The sequence below is a fragment of the Streptomyces sp. NPDC013317 genome, assembly GCF_055563155.1.
The window spans coordinates 498,594-516,832 of record NZ_JBVHDX010000002.1 but is presented as its reverse complement, the minus strand read 5'-3'; the positions used below and the strand labels follow the sequence as shown (position 1 = coordinate 516,832).

Below are 18,239 nucleotides of genomic sequence, written 5' to 3'. Positions count from 1 at the left end.
CGCCGGCTGCCCTCAGACGCCGAGGTCAGTCCAGCGGCGGCCAGGGCCCGTCCAGCAGGCGGCCCGCCTCCTCGACGATCTGTTCTGCCAGGTGTTCCCGGTCTCGCTGTCGGGTCGCCGCGCAGTCGTTGTAGGCGTCGGTCTTCTCGAACAGTGGCCTGAGCTGCTGCGGGTGGGCCAGAGAGCCCCACCCTTCGTACGTGATCAGGTCACCCCCGGCGCCGGGAGCCAGGCTGCCGTTCACGATCAGCCGGAGCCACCAGCGCACGAGTTCCCAGCGGGCCGCTTCCCAGGGGAGGGCGGTCGTATCGGCCGGGAGGTCCTGGAGCAGGCCCAGTTCGTCCAGCACCTGGTCGAAAAGGCCGTCGGCCTGCTCGTGCTCGGAGCGGGCGAGGCCGGCGAGGAGGGCGAGGGACTCCGTCTCGCGGCCGAGGACCAAGGCCGTCAGGCCGGCTTCGATGAGCTGCTCCGGGTGGTGCCGACGGCCGATCAGGCGCTCCAGGGCCAGCATCCGGAAACAATCGACGGCCTCCTGCGCGGTGATGGCGTACGGAGTGAACGGTGTGGGCGCGGTGACGTCGATGCCCGGTCCGCCCTCCACGAAGTACGACCAGAAGCCGACGGTCGCGTGGGCGCGGACGCTGCTCGACCGGCCGGAGAATTCGTACTGGATGTAGTCGGCGAGGTCGTTCCCGTACAGAATGATGTCGGTCTGGTAGACGGAAAGGACGGGGTGACCGTGCCCGCCCGCCGTGCCGGGGAGGTAGCGGTGCCCGTAGACCGGGACCAGTTGCGGCACGGTCTCCAGCTCGGTCCTCGCGACGCGCAGCGCCTCGGATCTGTCCGCCGGCCGCGACGGCCAGTCGGGATGCCAGAACCCGTTGCGCTCCACGTCGAAGAGCACACCGTCCACCGGCCACGCCAGCCGCGCGGCCAGGTTCTCGGGGTCTCCGTTGCGCCAGTCGGGCCACCCTGTCGAGCCGTGCGGGAGCCCGGCGGCGAGGAAGACACGGTGGTCGGCCGAGAAGGTGAAGCCGAACCTCGTCTCGACCGCGTCGAGCTCCCGCTCGGTGAGGCCCGGAGCGATCTCGGTTCGAAGCACGCCGTGCAGGGCGCGGGCGGCTTCCGGGGTCAGTCGCGGGGCCGAGGGCGTGTTCACGACTGCCAGCGTAGTGAGCGGCACGACCGCACAGGCCAGGAGGCTGTCGCGATCCGCCACATCGTCGCGCCGGTGCGCGTGACCACATCCCCGGAGCCCACAGGGGCGGTCGCGTCGACCAGCCGCCGTCCTCCTGGGACTGATCGGTACGACGGCTCCGGAAGCTCCGTCACCGTTCCCGGTGTGGTCCGGGGTGACGCGGGCCGGCCCGGCCGGTCGACGGGCGGAAAAGAGACCGCACCCGGGCCGTCAGGGACGCCGGGTTCGGCGGCCTGCGGGCCGGGTGCGGGCTGGGGACCTGCGGCCCGGGGGGCCGTGGGTCCGAGGGCGTGACCGGGGGTCAGGCCTTCTTCGTCTCCCAGAAGATGCGGTCGACCTCGGCGATGAGCTCCAGCGCCTTCTCGCCCGTCTTCGGGTCCGTCGACGCCTTGGCGGCCGAGAGGGCCTTCAGGGTGTCGTTGATGAGCTGGTGCAGCTCCGGGTGCTTCTCGAAGTGCGGGGGCTTGAAGTAGTCGCTCCACAGCACCGAGATGTGGTGCTTGGCGAGCTCCGCGCGCTGCTCCTTGATGACCGTGGCACGCGCGCGGAAGTGCGCGTCCTCGTTGGCCTGGTACTTCTCCTGGACGGCCTTGACCGACTCGGCCTCGATCCGGGCCTGGGCCGGGTCGTAGACACCGCAGGGGAGGTCGCAGTGGGCGCTGACCTTCACCTTGGGGGCAAACAGGCGGGAGAGCATTGGCTGTCCTTCCTCGTGATCGTCTTCTCAGGTGGGAGATTACTCCCCGAGAAGGCTGTTTTCGCGAGCGCCCCCTAGGGCTTAGGACAAAAGTCCAGGGTCACCATGGGACTCGTGTACGAGTGGACGATCGGATCGGGAGGTGCCGGAATGACGGACGCGGGGCGGGAGCCGGGGCGGGAGGCCGGGCCTCTGTTCGGGATCGCCGAGGTGACGGGGGTGTCGATGGTGCCCACGCTGCTCCACGGCGACCAGCTCCTCGTGCACTACGGCGGGCGGCTGCGGCCCGGCAGCGTGGCCGTGCTGCGTCACCCGCTCCAGCAGGATCTGCTCATCGTGAAGCGTCTGATCGAGCGACAGGGCGCCGGCTGGTGGGTGCTCGGGGACAACCCGGATGCCGAGGGCGACAGCCGGGTCTTCGGCGCCGTGCCGGCCGAGCTGGTCCTCGGACGCGTACGGGCGCGGTACCGGCCCGTCACGCCCGGGCGTCAGCGCTCGGTGGCGGTCGTCGTCTCCTGGCTGTTCTCCGCGCTGAGGCCGGTCCGGTCCGGCCGTTCGGCCTCCAGGCGCTTGCGGGCCCGGTAGGCGGCCACGTTGGCGCGGGTCGCGCAGCGGTCCGAGCAGTAGCGGCGGGAGCGGTTGGTCGAGGTGTCGAGGTAGGCGTTGCGGCACGGTGTCGCCTGGCAGAGGCCCAGCCGGTCGGCGCCGAACTCCGTCAGGTGGAAGGCCAGCCCCATCGCCGCGATCGCGGCGAAGCCCGCCGTCGCGTTCGACGGGTGATCGGCGAGGTGCATGTGCCAGCGCGGGTGGCCCTCGTCGTCCAGGTAGTCGTGGCCCGAGATCTGCGGGCTGACGGGGAACTCCAGGAGCAGTGAGTTCAGCAGGTCCACCGCCTGGGTGTGGTCGCCGTCGTCGGCCGAGGTGAAGACCGCGCGCAGCCGGCCCCGTACCGAACGGAAGCGCGTCACGTCGGCGTCCGTCACGCGCCGGGCCATCTGGGAGGCCGCGCCGAACAGCTCCCGGACCGCCTCGACCGACGTCAGGGAGTCCTTGCCGCGGGCCGGTTCCTCGGTGTTGACCAGACGCACGGCGTAATCCGAGTAATAGGCCAGTTCCACTTGTAGTCCTTACTGCGGAGGTCTAGGGTCGGGTGCGGAGGGGGTAATGGACGTTCCCCCTTCGAGAGTATTACGAAGAGGGCGAGGTAGAGCGATGACGGACGCGGCGACGACCGGAACCGACTGGGCGGCCTGGCAGGAGAGCTGGGACCGCCAGCAGGAGTGGTACATGCCGGACCGCGAGGAGCGGTTCCGCGTGATGCTCGACATGGTCGAGGCCGTGGTGGGGCCGGAGCCCCGCGTCCTGGACCTGGCGTGCGGTACAGGGAGTATTACGGATCGGCTCCTCAAGCGGTTCCCGAAGGCGACCAGCGTCGGCGTCGACCTCGACCCCGCGCTCCTCGCCATCGCCGAGGGGTACTTCGAGGGCGACGACCGCGTCACCTTCGTGACCGCCGACCTCAAGGACCCCGAGTGGGCCACGGCACTTCCGTACGACTCGTACGACGCCGTGCTCACCGCCACCGCACTGCACTGGCTGCACACCGAGCCGCTCACCGCGCTCTACGGGCAGCTCGCCGGCCTCGTCCGGGACGGCGGTGTCTTCATGAACGCCGACCACATGATCGACGAGACCACCCCCCGGATCAACGCCGCCGAGCGCGCCCACCGCCACGCCGTCATGGACCGCGCCAGGGCCGCCGGCGCCCTCGACTGGGCCGAGTGGTGGGCCGTCGCCGCCAAGGACCCGGTCCTCGCCGGACCGACCGCCCGCCGCTTCGAGATCTACGGCGAGCACGCCGACGGCGACATGCCGTCCGCCCGCCGCCACGCGGAGATCCTCCGCGCCGCCGGCTTCGCCGAGGCCCGGCCGGTCTGGGCCTCGCCCTCGGACACGCTCGTGCTGGCCGTGAGGTAACCCGACCGTGTGTACGGGGAAGGGGCGGTACGGGAACCCGTACCGCCCCTTCCCCCTGCCGGCTAGAGCACCTTGGAGAGGAATGCCTTGGTGCGGTCGTGCTGGGGGTTGCCCAGGACGTCGCGGGGGTGGCCGGATTCGACGACGACGCCGCCGTCCATGAAGACGAGGTTGTCGCCGACCTCGCGGGCGAAGCCCATCTCGTGGGTGACGACGATCATCGTCATGCCGTCCTCGGCGAGGTCGCGCATGACGTCCAGGACGTCACCCACCAGCTCGGGGTCGAGGGCGGAGGTCGGCTCGTCGAAGAGCATCAGCTTCGGTTCCATCGCCAGCGCGCGGGCGATGGCGACACGCTGCTGCTGGCCGCCGGAGAGCTGCGAGGGGTAGTTCCCGGCCTTGTCGGCCAGGCCGACCCGGTCCAGGAGCCGCTCGGCGCGCTCGCGGGCCACGGCCCTCGACTCGCCCTTCACCTGGATCGGCGCCTCCATGACATTGGCCAGGGCCGTCATGTGCGGGAACAGGTTGAACCGCTGGAAGACCATGCCGATGTCCCGGCGCTGGGCCGCGACCTCGCTGTCCTTCAGCTCGTAGAGCTTGTCGCCCTTCTGGCGGTAGCCCACCAGCTCGCCGTCGACCGAGAGCCGGCCGCCGTCGATCCGCTCCAGGTGGTTGATGCACCGCAGGAACGTCGACTTGCCCGAGCCCGAGGGCCCGACCAGGCAGAAGACCTCACGGGGAGCGACCTCCAGGTCGATGCCCCGCAGGATGTGCGCGGCGCCGTAGGACTTGTGGACGCCCTCGGCCTTCACCATGGCGGTCACTTGGTCACCTCCGTGCGGCGGAACATGTTCAGGTTGGCCCGCAGGCGCTGGAGCGGGGTCGGCGGCAGGGACCGCAGCGAACCACGCGAGAAGTGCCGCTCCAGGTAGTACTGACCCACGCTGAACACACTGGTCAGAGCCAGGTACCAGATCGACGCCACGAAGAGCATCTCCATGACGGCACCGGCCGTGCTGCCGATGTTCGAGGAGGCCCTCAGGAGCTCCGTGTACTGCACCGCCGAGACCAGCGACGAGGTCTTCAGCAGGTTGATGAACTCGTTGCCCGTCGGCGGCACGATCACCCGCATCGCCTGCGGAAGAACGATCCGGCGCATGGTCCTCGTCTGGGACATGCCGAGCGCGTGCGCCGCCTCGGTCTGGCCCTCGTCGACCGACTGGATGCCGGCCCGGACGATCTCCGCCATGTACGCGCCCTCGTTCAGGCCGAGGCCCAGGAGCGCGACCATGAACGGCGTCATGACGTCGACGGTCTCGTTCTTGTAGATCGGTCCGAGGTTGATGTACTCGAAGATCAGCGACAGGTTGAACCAGACCAGCAGCTGGACGTAGACCGGCGTGCCGCGGAAGAACCAGATGTAGAGCCAGGCGACCGCGCCGGTCACCGGGTTCTTCGACAGCCGCATCACGGCGAAGACGACGCCGAGGACGAGGCCCAGCGCCATGGAGGCGACGCTGATGATGATCGTGTTCCCGAGGCCCTCGAGGACCGACGGGTCGAACAGCTTGTCCCAGACCGTGTCCCAGATGACGTTGCCCTGGGAGAAGGCGTAGACGAGCCAGCCGAGCAGCGCGACGACGACGACGGCGCTGATCCAGCGGCCGACGTGCCTCACGGGGATTGCCTTGATCGCCTCGTAGGGGGTGCCCGAGGCGCCGGGCCCGACCGGACTGTCGGCCGGACCCTTGTCGATCTTGTCAGTCACGATGACTGCCCTTCAGCGGAGCGTGGTGATCACTGGCCGGCGTTGACGGTGGCCTGCTTGACGGCGCTGTCGGCGACGTCCCACTTCTCCAGGACCTTCTCGTACGAGCCGTCCTTGATGATCGCGTCGAGTGCTTCCTTGACGGCGTCACGCAGCTGGGTGTCGTCCTTGGAGACGCCGATGCCGAAGAGGCCGACGTCGCTCTGGCTGCCGACGACCTCGAAGTCGTTGCCGCCGCCCGAGGTCTTCGCGATGTACGCGGCGACCGGGTAGTCGTTCAGGTCGGCGACGGCGCCGCCGGCCTTGACGCGGGTCTGGGCCTCGGCGTCGGTGTCGAACGCCTGGATGGTGAGCTTGTTCGCGCCGCACTTCTCGGCCTGAGCCTTGAAGGTGTCCTCGTAGATGGTGCCGCGCTGGACGGCGACCGTCTTGCCGCACAGGTCGTCGAGGGAGTTGATCCCCTGCGGGTTGCCCTTCTTCACGAGGAGCGAGACGCCGGAGCTGAAGTAGTCGACGAAGTCGATGCCCTTGCCGATCTTCTTCCCGGCGTCGTCCAGACCCTCCTGACGCTTCTTGTTGTCCGTCATCGAGGACATGATCAGGTCCTGGCGGCCGGTCTCCAGCGAGGTGATCAGGCCGTCGAAGGTGCCGGAGGTGAACACGAACTTCACACCCAGCTGCTTGGAGAGCGCCTCGGCGATGTCGGGGTCGACACCGACGATCTTGCCGCCCTCGGTGTACTCCATCGGGGCGTAGGAGGCGTCCGTGCCGACCTTGACGACACCGGACTTCTGGATGTCGGCGGGCAGCTTCGAGAAGAGGGGCGCGTTGCTGGCGGCGCCGCTGGTCGTGCCGCCCTCGGGGGTCGAGCCGCCCTCGGTCTGGTCGCCGCAGGCGGTCAGCAGCATGGAGCCGGCGACCGCGATGGCGGCGACCGCGGCAAGACGGGAGGTGCGGGTCTTGGCGGTCGTACAGCGCGTGGAGCGTGCGGTCATGGTCGGGTTCCTCCGGCTTGTGAGGGAGTTGCCATAGGCCGCGCACGCACCTTCGGGTGTCGCGACCTCGTGTGATTACGCGCATCTTGCCATTCGGACCGCCCGAATCGGACGGCCTCGCATGTCAAAATCGGATAACGGGTGACCCCCGAATCCCGACAGGCCGGTACATCAAGGCCGGACCTTCTCCCGAGATTTCTTGTTACCGCCGGAAAATCTGCGGTTGATCTCGCCATTCGGACGACACGAATACCACGATTCGGTCTACGGCCGAACGTATCCGGACATCAGGCGACGCGCCTGGTGTGCGCAAGGTGCCAATACGGCTGTATGAGCCACATCACCGCTCCGTATTGGACTCGTCTACGGTGATGTACGTCCGGTAAGAAGGATCCTTACACCCCTCATCCGGGGCTCAGGGCGCGTTGTGCGGCGCGCCCGCGCGGTTGCCAGACACGGCGACCGCGGGACCCGCCCACCCCTCCTCAACCAGGAGTGGCCACCCTCAAATGAAGAAGACTTAAGGGGTCAACCCAATGGCAGCGGAGATCGTCAATCCTCGCAGCGACAGTGGTACGGATGGGGCTCAGGAGCCCTTCGATCCGGCCTTCGCGCTGCACCGCGGCGGCAAGATGGCCATCTCGGCCACGGTGCCGCTCCGCGACAAGGACGACCTGTCCCTCGCGTACACGCCCGGCGTCGCCAAGGTGTGCACCGCGATTGCCGAGCAGCCGGAACTGGTCCACGACTACACCTGGAAGTCCCAGGTCGTCGCGGTCGTGACCGACGGTACGGCGGTGCTCGGACTCGGCGACATCGGCCCGGAGGCCTCGCTTCCGGTCATGGAGGGGAAAGCGATCCTCTTCAAGCAGTTCGGCGGCGTGGACGCGGTGCCGATCGCGCTCGCGACCACGGACACCGACGAGATCGTGGAGACCGTCGTCAGGCTCGCGCCGTCCTTCGGTGGAGTGAACCTCGAGGACATCTCGGCGCCGCGGTGCTTCGAGATCGAGCGCAAGCTCCAGGAGCGCCTGGACATCCCCGTCTTCCACGACGACCAGCACGGCACCGCCGTCGTCACCCTCGCCGCGCTCCGCAATGCGGCGAAGCTGACCGGCCGTACCCTCGGTGACCTGCGCGGAGTCATCTCCGGCGCCGGTGCGGCGGGTGTCGCCATCGCCAAGTTCCTGCTCGAGGCGGGGCTCGGCGACGTGGCGGTCGCGGACCGCAAGGGCATCGTCAGCCTGGACCGGGACGACCTGACCCCGGTCAAGCGCGAGCTCGCGGAGATCACGAACAAGGCCGGCCTCTCCGGCACCCTGGAGACCGCCCTGGCCGGCGCGGACGTCTTCATCGGCGTCTCCGGCGGTACGGTCGCCGAGGCCGCGGTCGCGTCCATGGCGCCGAACGCGTTCGTGTTCGCCATGGCCAACCCGAACCCGGAGGTCCACCCCGACGTCGCGCACAAGTACGCGGCCGTCGTGGCGACCGGCCGTTCGGACTACCCGAACCAGATCAACAACGTGCTCGCCTTCCCGGGCATCTTCGCGGGCGCCCTCCAGGTCCGCGCCTCCCGGATCACCGAGGGCATGAAGATCGCCGCCGCGGACGCGATCGCCGGCGTGGTCGCCGACGAGCTCTCCGCCGAGTGCGTGATCCCGTCGCCGTTCGACGAGCGCGTCGCCCCGGCCGTCGCGGCCGCGGTCGCCGCCGCCGCCCGCGCCGAGGGCGTGGCGCGCCGCTGACGCGCCCGTACACCGCGAAGGGCCGTCCCGACCCCGGGGCGGCCCTTCGCCGTGTACGGGGCCCGGCGGAGGCCCCTCCGGCGGGCCCCGTACACGGCGCGGGGGCTGGGTGCGGGGCGTGAGGGATCGGACGGTCCCGAACGGTGCGGGGGCGTGAGGCGTCGGACGGCCCCGAACGGTGCGGGGCGTGAGGGATCGGACGGCCCGCACCGTGCGGTGCGCGGTCGCTGCGCCGCCGCGGCGTCGGGTGGACGCGCGACCGGCGGCTGTACGGGTCTTCCGGTCGTCACGCGCTGATGCGTGTGTCACAGCCGTGCGTGGTTCCGCCGCGCGGGTGGCGGACCCTACGCTCGGCCCATGTTCGCTGCCTACGCCGCCCGAATCGACCGCGACCAGCCCCTGAACGGCCTCGAGCTGGGGGAACGACCCGAGCCCGAGGTACGTCCCGGGTGGACCACCGTCACCGTCAAGGCCGCCTCGCTCAACCACCACGACCTCTGGTCGCTGCGCGGTGTCGGGCTGCCCGAGGAGAAGTTGCCGATGATCCTCGGCTGCGACGCCGCGGGCATCGACGAGAACGGCGACGAGGTCGTCCTGCACTCCGTCATCGGCCAGTCCGGCCACGGGGTCGGCCCCGACGAGCCCCGCTCCATCCTGACCGAGCGATACCAGGGCACCTTCGCCGAGCGCGTCACCGTGCCGTCCTGGAACGTGCTCCCCAAGCCCAAGGAGCTCTCCTTCGAGGAGGCCGCCTGCCTCCCGACCGCCTGGCTCACCGCGTACCGCATGCTCTTCACCAACGCGGGCGTGCGCCCCGGCGACTCGGTCCTCGTGCAGGGCGCGGGCGGCGGGGTCGCCACCGCCGCCATCGTGCTGGGCAAGGCCGCCGGGTTGCGGGTCTTCGCCACCAGCCGGGACGAGGCCAAGCGGAAGCGGGCCGTCGAGCTCGGCGCCGTCGAGGCGTACGAGCCGGGCGCGCGGCTGCCGAAGCGGGTGGACGCGGTCATCGAGACCGTCGGCGCCGCCACCTGGTCGCACTCGGTCAAGTCGCTGCGGCCCGGCGGCAGCCTGGTGATCTCGGGCGCCACGAGCGGCGACCGCCCCTCGCACGCCGAGCTGACCCGGATCTTCTTCCTGGAGCTGAAGGTCGTCGGCTCCACCATGGGCACCAAGGACGAGCTGGAGGACCTCCTGTCGTTCTGTGCCGCCACGGGCGTACGGCCGGTGATCGACGAGGTGCTGCCTCTGGACCGGGCGCGCGAGGGCTTCGAGAAGATGGCCTCGGGCGAGCTCTTCGGGAAGATCGTCCTGACGACGTCTTGATGGAGCGTCAGATCTGCTGATGGGATCTCCGGCACCGCGCTCACCGCGAGCGCCCCGTGCCGGAGGTTCCGTTGCCCCGAACACCGCGAACGACACGAACGCCGCGAACGACACGAAATCCGTGGACGTCACGCACATCTCGATCGTCGCGGGGGTCGCGACCACTGCGGACGGCCCTTGCCGTCGGCGCCGTCGTCGCCGCGCTCCTGGCCCCCACGGCCGCCCGCGCCGACCCCGGGACGCCGGCGACCGGCATACCCGCCGTCACGGACGACCGCGGCCGCGCCCTCACCCTGCGCGGCTGGAACGTCGAGGACAAGGTCAACCGCGGGGACCAGGCCCTCAGCGCCGTCACCGAGCGCCACTTCAGGGACATGCGGGCCAAGGGCTTCAACTTCGCCCGGCTGCTCGTCTTCTGGGACGACCTGGAGCCGAGCCGCGGCCGCTACAGCGAGGCCTACCTGCGGAAGATCGAGCGCGTGCTGGACTGGGCGGAGAAGTACGACGTCCATGTCCTCATCGACGCCCACCAGGACGTCTTCGGCCCCGCCTTCGGCCACCGGGGCGTGCCGGCCTGGGCCACCAGGACGGACGGCCTGCCCTTCACCCCGCACCCGGACGACTGGTTCGCCGAGTACTTCGAGCCGGCCGTGCAGCGCGCCTTCACCCATCTCTACGAGGACGAGGACCTGCGACGGGCCCAGGCGGCGATGTGGCGCGTGCTCGCCGACCGCTCCGAGGACCATCCGGCCGTCCTCGGCTACGACCTGATCAACGAGCCGATGGGAGAGCTGCGCGAGGGCGAGGACCTGCCGGACGCCGCCCGCCGGATCGAACGGGAGCAGCTGACTCCGATGTACAACCGGCTCGCGGACGCCGTCCGTTCGGTCGACCGCGACACCTGGATCTTCGTCGAGCCGACGCCGATCGTCGGCGAGGGCGTGCCGACCGGCCTCGGCAGGATCGAGGACCGGAAGGTCGTCTACGCCCCGCACTTCTACAACACCGCCATGGAGGCGGGAGCCGACTACGACCCCTCGGCGGGCTGGATCGAGGCGTACGAGCAGGCGGTGACCCGGTACCCGCGTGAGTACGAGGTCCCGGTCGTCGTGGGGGAGTGGGGGCCGCTCAACAACTCCCTGCCGAACATGAAGCGCTTCTACCGTGAGGCGATGGCCTCCCTCGGCCGGTATGGCAGTGGGTGGGCCGGCTATGTCTGGTGCCACGGCGGCGGGTACTGCGCGGTGGACGGCGCCGCGGCCTTCCGTACGAACAAGGAGCTGACGGCCGAGCCCTACGCGGAGGCGGTCGCGGGCACGGTCGCCTCCTCCTCGTACGACTCCGGGGCGGGCGTCTACCGCCTCGCGTACGAGTCGTCACGGCGCGGCAGCCGGGTCACCGAGCTGTCGCTTCCCCCGGGCGCCTGGCAGGTGACGGCCCGGGGAAAGGCGGTGGTGCTCCGCGAGGGCGCGGGCAGGGCCCGGGTGATCGCGGCGCCCGGGGCCCGGGTGACGGTGACGGTCACCCGGGAGCCCCGCCACCCGTCAGAAGGTGTCGCCCTAGGCGTCCTTGCGCTCCGGGCGCAGCACCGAGGCGATCCGGTCCGCCGCCGTGGACAGATGGCGGCGGGCCTCGGCCAGCTGGGCCGACGTGACCCCGTGGTCCCGGGCCGCGTCGCGCACGTCGTCGCGGAAACGGTCCAGGAGCCGGTCGAGATCGCGGGCCGGCTCGCCGGTGGGCTCGACCGTCACGGCCCAGTCCGAGACGGCCTCCTCCGGGGAGGTGGCACGGCCCGACGCCTTGGGGTGCGTCGTACCCGTGACCAGGCCGCCCAGCTGGGCGGTGATGTCCGAGATGCCCTCCCAGACGCCCGACGGCCAGTCGCCGCGCGCGAACCGGTCCTGGACCTGCTCCTGGACCTGCTGGGCGATCCGCTGGAACTCCTTCGCCTGTCTGCGCGCCGACTGCGCCTCCTCGCGGGCCTGGCGCGTCTGCTCCCTCCACTCCTGCTTGGCGCGGCGCAGCTCCTCCTTGGCGTCGCCGAACGAGGAGCCCTTCTGCCGGGTCTCGCTCGCCGCCGCGCGCATCTCGCTGCGCAGCTTGCCCGCCGCCCCGCGCACGTCGTCGCGGATCTCGGCGGCGAGCTCGGAGACCGACTCGCGGATCTCCCGCTCCAGGTCGTCCAGTTCGCCGCCGCGGCCCGCCAGCTCCGCGCGGCCCGCGTCGGTGATCGAGTACACCTTGCGGCCGCCCTCCGTGGCGTGCGTGACCAGACCCTCGGCCTCCAGCTTGGCGAGCCGGGGGTAGACCGTGCCGGCGGAGGGGGCGTACAGCCCGTGGAAGCGCTCCTCCAGGAGCCTGATCACCTCGTAGCCGTGGCGTGGGGCCTCGTCGAGGAGCTTGAGCAGGTAGAGGCGCAGTCGGCCGTGGGCGAAGACGGGCGGCATGTCACAGCACCTTTCCGGAGGCGTGGTCGAGGTCGTCGGAGCCGACCGGGTCCGGGCGGCGCAGGAGGGCGATCGAGCCGGAGACCGTCGTGGCCTTGAGCGTGCCCCGGCCCTCGCCCAGCGTGCCGGTGATGGTCTTGGTCCCCCACTGCCCGGAGACCCGGAGGTCGTCGAAGGCGTTGGAGACGGAGCCGCTCGTCGTGCTCGCCTCGACCCGGGCGTCCGACGGATGCGGGATCCGGATGGCGACCTCGCCCGAGACGCTCGTCAGCCGGATGTCGGCCGGCGGGCCGTCCAGGTCGACGGCGTCGAGGTCGATCACCATGTCGCCGCTGACCGAGTCGGCGCGGACGGAGGATCCCGAGCCGTCGATGACCGTCAGATCGCCCGTCACCGTGTTGACCCTGAGTGCCCCCGTGACCGACTGGGCCTCCAGGGAGCCGGAGACGCTCTCCGCGTGCACCGGGCCGGAGAGCCCGACGAGTGTGGTGTCGCCCGTGACCCCCTTGACGTCCGTACGCCCCTTGATGCCGGAGATGACCGCGCCCGCGTTCACCACGCCCACCTCGACGTCCGTACCGGCCGGGACGGCCACCGACACGACGGCCCGGCGGCGGTGCCCCTTGCGGTCGAACCACTTGAGGAAGCCCTGCCAGTGCAGGTCCTCATAGGTGACGGTGAGGGTGGAGCCCTCCTGGGTCACGATCAGCGGAGGGCCCTGGATCTCGGACACCTCCAGGCGGGCGGTGCTCTCGGCGGTGCCCACCACATTCACCGTCCCGCCGACGACACGCACCTGGAGGCGGCCCACAGGGTCGGTCAGCATGAGTCTCGTCGGCTCGGCCACGGACCACTCTGTCATCGTGCTGACCTCCCGTATCGGTGACGCAACATATCGCGTCCTCGATAGACACGATATATCGCGGTACGCGGAAGTCAACCCCCGTTCGGTGTGGACGCGAACGATCAATAACCCTCTTATGTGGACAAACTGCCCTAGCGTAAGGCCCATGAACGCGACATCCGGATCGAGCCTCGTCGGCGCTCTGCTGCTCTGCCGCGCCGAGCCGTCGACGGTCCGCCCACCGGCCCAACTGCTGCGCGAAGAGCTCCTCCTCGCCCCGGCCGGTACCGAATGGAGCGTCGTCGTCCCGGAGGGGAAGCCCTGGCTCCACGGTGGTGAGCCGGTCGAACGGGTCGTCAGCGGCTGGGCCACCGCCCTGGCCGTCTCCGCCGCCACCTGGCCCGTTCTCGCGCTGTGGTGGGACGCGGACCGGGCCGGCTTCGTCCTCGCCTCCGGGTTCCGCCGCACCGTCGGCTACACCTGGCTCGCGGACGGCACCCCGGTCGGCGAGGACGAGGCCATGCGCACGTTCGCGGCCCGCCTGGCCCTCGATCCGGTCCTCGATCTCCAGGCCCTGGAGCCGCTCACCGGACCGGACAAGGACGCCGACGCGCACGCCAGGCTCGTCGGCCTGACCGCCGTCCTCGCCCGCGTCGGCCTCGCCCTGCCCACCGGCCTCACCCCCGGGGAGAGTGCGGACCGGCTGCGCTCCGTCGCCCTGGCACAGGGGGCGGAGGAGCTCGAATGGGCCGGCTGGCGAGACGCCGTGCGCGCCGAACTCGACGCGGTGGAGGGCGGTCCGCTCGGCCCGTTTCTCCGTGGCCCCAGGGCCCGGCTGCTCGGCGCGGTGCAACTCGGGGCGGGGCTGCCGCTGCTCGCCTGGGGAGTCGCCCGCCGCAGCGGGGGCTGGACGACGGCGGGGGTGCTGCTGGTCGCGCACGGCGCGCTGGGACTCGCGTACGACCGGCTGCGCGGTGACCTGCCGGTCACCGCCTGACCGAGAGTGCGGCCGCGACCGTGCGGTGGCGGGCCCGGTGCGCCGGGGCGGAGGGGCGTGGGCCGGTCCGCCGCTCCGACCGGCAGGACCGTCGGTCAGCGGCCCCGGAGAGGGGCCCTCTCGTCCCTACTCGTCCTCGTCCTCGTCGTCCAGACGCGCCAGCCAGGTCGCGAGGCGCTCGACCGGCACCTCGAAGTCGGGGTTGAGATCGACGAACGTACGGAGCTGCTCGGCGAGCCACTCGAAGGAGACCTCCTCCTCGCCTCGCCGCTTCTCCAGTTCCTCGATGCCACGGTCGGTGAAGTACATGCGATCAGGATAGGCCGTGCTCCCGACGGACCCTCGCGCTCGTCGGTGGCAGCGATTAGCCTTCTTCATCATCGTTTCGGGGAGCGGGGGGCCGCTGTGACGCACGGGATCGCTCGGGTACGACTGGACGACGGCACACCTGTCTGGGCCCGCATCAGCGAGCCGGAGGAACTCGGCCGGGGCGGCGGCTTCACGGACACCGGCATCGGCGACCGGGTGATCTCGATGGCCGGGGGTCTCACCGACGTCGTGCGCGGGGTCGTCGGCTCGCTGCGGGACGGGCTCGACCCGCAGTCGCCGGTCGAGGTCTCCGTCAGCTTCGGCATCGAACTCTCCGCCCAGGCGGGCAAGGTGATCAGCGTCCTCGCGGAGGGCGGCGGTACGGCCTCGATATCGGTCTCGCTCACCTGGACCGAACCGGGCCCCGACGCCGGCCCGCCCACGGGCCCGGGTCTCGGCGCCGACCTCGCCGAGGCGCCCGGACCCGGACCCGGACCCGCGCACGGACCCGGACCCGCGCCGGGATCGGGACCCGCTCCGGGACCCGGATCCGCGCCCGCGCGCGTGCCCGGTCCCGCGCCGGCGCCCGACACCGGACCGCGCCACCGCCCGGCGGCCGATGGCGCCGTATGAGCGCCTTCGAATCACTCGTGCGCCCCGCACTGGTACGCGTCGCGGCTCCCGGAGACGGGTATGACCCGCTCGGCGACCGGTACTGGGGCACCGGCTTCTTCATCGCCCCCGGCTGGGTGCTGACCTGCGCCCATGTCGTGGCAAAGGGGGGAAGCGCGGTGTGGAAAGGCGAGCGGGCCGTCGGCATCGTCTGGGACGGCGGCGTGACGACCGGCGAGGTCGTCCTGGCCAGCCCGCGCCCCACCGTGCCCGAGGAGGAGCTCCACCGATGGGACTTCCCCGACCTCGCGCTCGTCCGCGTCCCCGACGCCAGGGACGCGAGCTGCGTACGGCTCAGTGAGCGCAGGCCCGTGATCGCCGAGCCCATCCCGGTCGGCCTGCACGGCTGGTCCCGGGTGACCGGCCGGCTCGGCATCCGCGAAGCCGTCGGCGAGGTCCACGGCGTCGACGGCGATGCCCTCCTGCTGCGCGGTACACAGCCCGTGGAGGGGCTCTCCGGCGGACCCGTGGTCGACCTCGACCGCGCGGTCGTCATCGGCCTCAACAAGGGGCGCGGCGCGGACGAGGGCGCCGCCGTCCCCATCACCTCCCTGCGCCGGCTCTACCGGGAGCGCGGCGGCGAGGTGCTCTCCGAGGTGATGCGCGAGCACGACCGGCACCACCTCGCCCGCTACCGCTCGCTCTCCGGCGCGCCCGACTGGACCAGGGCGCAGCTCCGGCACCGCTCGCCCAGCACCCAGGGCGGCCTCGACCTCGGGCGCCGGATCCATCTCTACGGACGGCTCGCCGAACTGCCCCGGCCCACCGGGCCGGGAGACGTGCTGCACCTCGTCGACGAGGCCCGCAGGGTGACGGCCGGCCACGACTTACGCCCCGTGCTCGAAGTCGCCCCGCGGACCTGGCGCGAGGGCGTCGGACTGCTGCACGAACTCCACGATCCGCACCAGGAGGAGGAGACCGCCTCCGGTCTCGGACTGAACGCCGTCCTCGTGTACGCGGCGGAGGTCGCCCGGCACGTCAGGGAGCGGCACGGGGAGAGCCGGGCGGTCCGGAACCTGGCCGACTGGGTGACCGACGCCGCCGCCGGGACGCCGCTGCTCACCCGCCAGGCCATCGCCGCCCTGCTGGCGGCCGGCCGCCCCGCCGGGAGCCGGCCGGTGCGTGAGGCCGGAGCACGGGCCGACGTCCTGGTGGAGATCGACACCCCTCCGTACGGCCGGAAGTTCCCCTGGCGGGTGAAGCTCCTCTTCGACGGGCACACGATCACGCCGCTGCACGGGGACGACGAGGGCGTCGAGCGCGAGCGGCTCAGGGACACCCTGCGCGAGCCGCTGGCGGACGCGCTGGCGCGGGGCGACCGCGGGGAGCATCTCGCCTCCGTGGAGGCGCTGTTGCCGCGCGAACTCTTCGACGAACCGCTCGACACCTGGCGGCTCTCGCCCGACGACGAGCTGTTCGACGAGCGCTCACTGCCGCTCGGTCAGCGGCGGATCGTCGTCATACGGGACGCCGCCCGCAACAAGCGGCCGCCGGCGCCCGAGTGGCACACGCGCTGGCGGACGGCCGGTCTCGGGCCCCTGCGGGCGGTACCGCTGCGCGCCGAGGTGCTCACGGCGGGAGGGGACGCCGCCCACGCGGCACGGACCCGCCGCGAGTCCCCGCGCCAGGCCTGGGTACGGCTCTCCGAGGCCGACGACGGCTCGGTGCCGGTCTACTGCGGCCCCGTGGGCAGCGGCGACGGGCTCAGGGCCATGGCGGCCGCGCTCGCCGCCGGGCACCCCATCGCCCTGTGGCGCAGTGGGGCCCACGACCACGCGGACTGCGCCGAGTTCCACGAGCGGGCGGACGGGCTGCTCCTGGAGGTCGGGAGGGCCGAGGCGCTCCACGGGCCGGTCATCTCGCTGCGGAAGCGGGTGGCCGCGGACGCGGACCTCATGGGCACGGACGTTGCCATGGACGTGACCACGGGCGTGGGCACGGAGCGTTCCTGGGACACCGGTCCGGACACCGGTCCGGACACCGGTCCGGACACCGGTCCGGTCGGGGCCCCCGAGCCGCCCGCGCGCTCCGAGCACGCCTGGGCCGAGCATCTCGCCGTGCTCTTCGATCCGCCCGACCGGCCTCCGCGCGAGGATCCGCTCCAGGGACCGCTCATGCTCGGCGAGGAGGAGTGGTGACCGTGCGGCGGACTCCGCGAACACCCGGTCAATCGGTCCGGTTTGAGCGTCGGCAGCGCAGGGTGCCGGGCGGTACTTTCGACGGGCCGGGCCATGACACCACAGCCAGGAGGACTCCATCGTGAACGATTGGCGGATCTACCGTGGTGCCGGCCACCCGCACGACGAGATACGGCGGTTACCCGCACCGCCGCCGTGGCGCGACTTCTCGACGGGCGGGGCCGACGACACCCTCGCCGGCTCCGACCGGCGGCTCGGGGTGCGCCGCCGCCTGGTCCAGAACCACCATCCCCGCCCAGCAGAGACCGACGCCGTCAACGCCGCGCTCTATCTGCGCCGACCGCTCCTGGTCACCGGCAACCCCGGCACCGGGAAGTCCACGCTGGCCCACGCCGTCGCCCACGAACTGGGCCTGGGCCGGGTGCTGCGCTGGCCGATCGTCAGCCGCTCCACCCTCCTGGACGGGCTTTACCGCTACGACGCCATCGGCCGGCTCCAGGACGTCCAGCTGGAGCGTGCCCAGGCCGGGTCGGCGGTGCCCGCCGCGACGCCCGCCGGTATCGGCTCGTACATCCGGCTCGGACCGCTCGGCACCGCGCTGCTCCCCTCCGACCAGCCCCGTGTCCTGCTGATCGACGAGCTCGACAAGAGCGACCTCGACCTGCCGAACGACCTGCTGAACGCCCTGGAGGAGGGCGAGTTCGCCATTCCGGAGCTGGAGCGGCTGGCCGACCGGGAGCCGGTGGTCCAGGTGCTGACGGACGACGGTCGTAAGGTGCCCGTCCAGGGCGGGCGGATCCGCTGCTCCACGTTCCCGTTCATCGTGCTCACCTCCAACGGCGAACGGGACTTCCCCGCCGCGCTGTTGCGCCGCTGCATCCGCCTGGAGCTGGAACCGCCGGGCGAGGAGCAGCTCGGTGCCATGATCGAGGCGCACCTCGGTCCCGACGCGGCAGCGGGGGAGGAGGGCCTGGTCAGCCGCTTCCTGAACCGCGAGCCCGGCGAGGTCATCGCCACCGACCAGCTCCTGAACGCGATCTATCTGACCCAGCACGCCCCGCGCACCGAGCGGGTGACCCGGGAACGCATCGCGGACATGCTCATGCAGCCGCTCGATCAGCCGAGGTGA

17 protein-coding genes and 1 pseudogene are annotated in these 18,239 nt (G+C 71.5%); 9 read left to right on the top strand and 9 right to left on the bottom strand.

The genetic code is table 11. The annotated features are described in order from the left end of the window. Positions 1-25: 25 nt before the first annotated feature. Complete coding sequence (locus tag ACZ3IJ_RS07045) at positions 26-1,159, bottom strand: hypothetical protein (RefSeq protein WP_467466640.1); 1,134 nt, start codon at positions 1,157-1,159, stop codon at positions 26-28. A 340-nt stretch (positions 1,160-1,499) separates the two neighbouring features. Then, entirely contained in the window at positions 1,500-1,895 is a 396-nt protein-coding gene (gene sodN, locus ACZ3IJ_RS07040; protein ID WP_352187010.1) for a superoxide dismutase, Ni, read from the bottom strand. A gap of 150 nt (positions 1,896-2,045) precedes the next feature. Here sodN and sodX point away from each other — a divergent pair, with 150 nt between their 5' ends. Next, a complete protein-coding gene (gene sodX / locus ACZ3IJ_RS07035) occupies positions 2,046-2,480 on the top strand; it encodes a nickel-type superoxide dismutase maturation protease (protein ID WP_391798578.1) in 435 nt (144 codons plus the stop codon). Here sodX and ACZ3IJ_RS07030 read toward each other — a convergent pair. Next, positions 2,384-3,013, bottom strand: coding sequence for a CGNR zinc finger domain-containing protein (locus tag ACZ3IJ_RS07030; RefSeq protein WP_467466639.1), 630 nt, complete (start codon positions 3,011-3,013; stop codon positions 2,384-2,386). The two genes, sodX and ACZ3IJ_RS07030, sit on opposite strands and share 97 nt — an antisense overlap. 94 nt (positions 3,014-3,107) lie before the next feature. Between ACZ3IJ_RS07030 and ACZ3IJ_RS07025 the strand changes: the two genes are divergently transcribed. Next, positions 3,108-3,872 (top strand): class I SAM-dependent methyltransferase, encoded by a 765-nt coding sequence (locus ACZ3IJ_RS07025; protein ID WP_467466638.1) that lies wholly within the window; start codon positions 3,108-3,110, stop codon positions 3,870-3,872. Positions 3,873-3,934: 62 nt separating this feature from the next. Here ACZ3IJ_RS07025 and ACZ3IJ_RS07020 read toward each other — a convergent pair whose 3' ends face one another. The 3 genes from ACZ3IJ_RS07020 to ACZ3IJ_RS07010 are packed head-to-tail and all read right to left on the bottom strand — an operon-like array spanning position 3,935 to position 6,635. Continuing rightward, complete coding sequence (locus ACZ3IJ_RS07020) at positions 3,935-4,687, bottom strand: amino acid ABC transporter ATP-binding protein (protein ID WP_467466956.1); 753 nt, start codon at positions 4,685-4,687, stop codon at positions 3,935-3,937. Between the two features lie 5 nt (positions 4,688-4,692). Then, on the bottom strand, positions 4,693-5,640 hold the full coding sequence (locus ACZ3IJ_RS07015; RefSeq protein ID WP_467466636.1) for an amino acid ABC transporter permease: 948 nt from the start codon (positions 5,638-5,640) through the stop codon (positions 4,693-4,695). Positions 5,641-5,669: 29 nt separating this feature from the next. Continuing rightward, positions 5,670-6,635, bottom strand: a complete 966-nt coding sequence (locus ACZ3IJ_RS07010; RefSeq protein ID WP_391798492.1) for an ABC transporter substrate-binding protein — start codon at positions 6,633-6,635, stop codon at positions 5,670-5,672. A gap of 536 nt (positions 6,636-7,171) precedes the next feature. Between ACZ3IJ_RS07010 and ACZ3IJ_RS07005 the strand changes: the two genes are divergently transcribed. From ACZ3IJ_RS07005 to ACZ3IJ_RS06995, 3 genes and pseudogenes are all read left to right on the top strand, one after another. Further along, a complete protein-coding gene (locus tag ACZ3IJ_RS07005; RefSeq protein WP_467466634.1) occupies positions 7,172-8,380 on the top strand; it encodes an NAD(P)-dependent malic enzyme in 1,209 nt (402 codons plus the stop codon). A gap of 357 nt (positions 8,381-8,737) precedes the next feature. Beyond that, positions 8,738-9,703 carry a zinc-binding dehydrogenase gene (locus ACZ3IJ_RS07000; protein WP_467466633.1) on the top strand — a complete coding sequence of 322 codons (966 nt, stop codon included), beginning with the start codon at positions 8,738-8,740 and terminating at the stop codon, positions 9,701-9,703. 164 nt (positions 9,704-9,867) lie between these two features. Further along, positions 9,868-11,232: pseudogene (locus ACZ3IJ_RS06995) on the top strand (cellulase family glycosylhydrolase); the annotation flags it as partial. 30 nt (positions 11,233-11,262) lie between these two features. Here ACZ3IJ_RS06995 and ACZ3IJ_RS06990 read toward each other — a convergent pair. Together ACZ3IJ_RS06990 and ACZ3IJ_RS06985 are read right to left on the bottom strand one after the other, a co-directional pair. Next, complete coding sequence (locus ACZ3IJ_RS06990) at positions 11,263-12,150, bottom strand: PadR family transcriptional regulator (protein ID WP_467466632.1); 888 nt, start codon at positions 12,148-12,150, stop codon at positions 11,263-11,265. A 1-nt stretch (position 12,151) separates the two neighbouring features. Continuing rightward, positions 12,152-13,012 (bottom strand): DUF4097 family beta strand repeat-containing protein, encoded by an 861-nt coding sequence (locus ACZ3IJ_RS06985; RefSeq protein ID WP_467466631.1) that lies wholly within the window; start codon positions 13,010-13,012, stop codon positions 12,152-12,154. 148 nt (positions 13,013-13,160) lie between these two features. Here ACZ3IJ_RS06985 and ACZ3IJ_RS06980 point away from each other — a divergent pair, with 148 nt between their 5' ends. Continuing rightward, positions 13,161-13,991: a hypothetical protein gene (locus ACZ3IJ_RS06980; RefSeq protein ID WP_467466630.1), complete on the top strand. Its 831-nt coding sequence runs from the start codon at positions 13,161-13,163 to the stop codon at positions 13,989-13,991. Between the two features lie 126 nt (positions 13,992-14,117). On the opposite strand, the gene ACZ3IJ_RS06975 is transcribed toward ACZ3IJ_RS06980, so the two are convergent. Then, positions 14,118-14,300, bottom strand: a complete 183-nt coding sequence (locus ACZ3IJ_RS06975) for a DUF6104 family protein (RefSeq protein ID WP_037695221.1) — start codon at positions 14,298-14,300, stop codon at positions 14,118-14,120. 96 nt (positions 14,301-14,396) lie between these two features. On the opposite strand from ACZ3IJ_RS06975, the gene ACZ3IJ_RS06970 reads away from it, so the two are divergent. The 3 genes from ACZ3IJ_RS06970 to ACZ3IJ_RS06960 all read left to right on the top strand — a co-directional run bounded on the left by ACZ3IJ_RS06970 (position 14,397) and on the right by ACZ3IJ_RS06960 (position 18,239). Then, positions 14,397-14,933, top strand: coding sequence for a CU044_2847 family protein (locus tag ACZ3IJ_RS06970; protein WP_467466629.1), 537 nt, complete (start codon positions 14,397-14,399; stop codon positions 14,931-14,933). Beyond that, complete coding sequence (locus tag ACZ3IJ_RS06965) at positions 14,930-17,110, top strand: VMAP-C domain-containing protein (RefSeq protein WP_467466628.1); 2,181 nt, start codon at positions 14,930-14,932, stop codon at positions 17,108-17,110. Before ACZ3IJ_RS06970 ends, ACZ3IJ_RS06965 begins: the two co-directional genes overlap by 4 nt. A gap of 121 nt (positions 17,111-17,231) precedes the next feature. Continuing rightward, positions 17,232-18,239 carry an AAA family ATPase gene (locus ACZ3IJ_RS06960; protein WP_391798483.1) on the top strand — a complete coding sequence of 336 codons (1,008 nt, stop codon included), beginning with the start codon at positions 17,232-17,234 and terminating at the stop codon, positions 18,237-18,239.

Coding starts and splice junctions, on each gene's coding strand:
- sodX (WP_391798578.1), top strand. CDS start 2,046: ATGACGGACGCGGGGCGGGAGCCGGGGCGGGAGGCCGGGCCTCTGTTC.
- ACZ3IJ_RS07000 (WP_467466633.1), top strand. CDS start 8,738: ATGTTCGCTGCCTACGCCGCCCGAATCGACCGCGACCAGCCCCTGAAC.
- ACZ3IJ_RS06975 (WP_037695221.1), bottom strand. CDS start 14,300: ATGTACTTCACCGACCGTGGCATCGAGGAACTGGAGAAGCGGCGAGGC.
- ACZ3IJ_RS07020 (WP_467466956.1), bottom strand. CDS start 4,687: ATGGTGAAGGCCGAGGGCGTCCACAAGTCCTACGGCGCCGCGCACATC.
- ACZ3IJ_RS07025 (WP_467466638.1), top strand. CDS start 3,108: ATGACGGACGCGGCGACGACCGGAACCGACTGGGCGGCCTGGCAGGAG.
- ACZ3IJ_RS06985 (WP_467466631.1), bottom strand. CDS start 13,012: ATGACAGAGTGGTCCGTGGCCGAGCCGACGAGACTCATGCTGACCGAC.
- ACZ3IJ_RS07010 (WP_391798492.1), bottom strand. CDS start 6,635: ATGACCGCACGCTCCACGCGCTGTACGACCGCCAAGACCCGCACCTCC.
- ACZ3IJ_RS06965 (WP_467466628.1), top strand. CDS start 14,930: ATGAGCGCCTTCGAATCACTCGTGCGCCCCGCACTGGTACGCGTCGCG.
- ACZ3IJ_RS06990 (WP_467466632.1), bottom strand. CDS start 12,150: ATGCCGCCCGTCTTCGCCCACGGCCGACTGCGCCTCTACCTGCTCAAG.
- sodN (WP_352187010.1), bottom strand. CDS start 1,895: ATGCTCTCCCGCCTGTTTGCCCCCAAGGTGAAGGTCAGCGCCCACTGC.
- ACZ3IJ_RS06980 (WP_467466630.1), top strand. CDS start 13,161: ATGAACGCGACATCCGGATCGAGCCTCGTCGGCGCTCTGCTGCTCTGC.
- ACZ3IJ_RS07005 (WP_467466634.1), top strand. CDS start 7,172: ATGGCAGCGGAGATCGTCAATCCTCGCAGCGACAGTGGTACGGATGGG.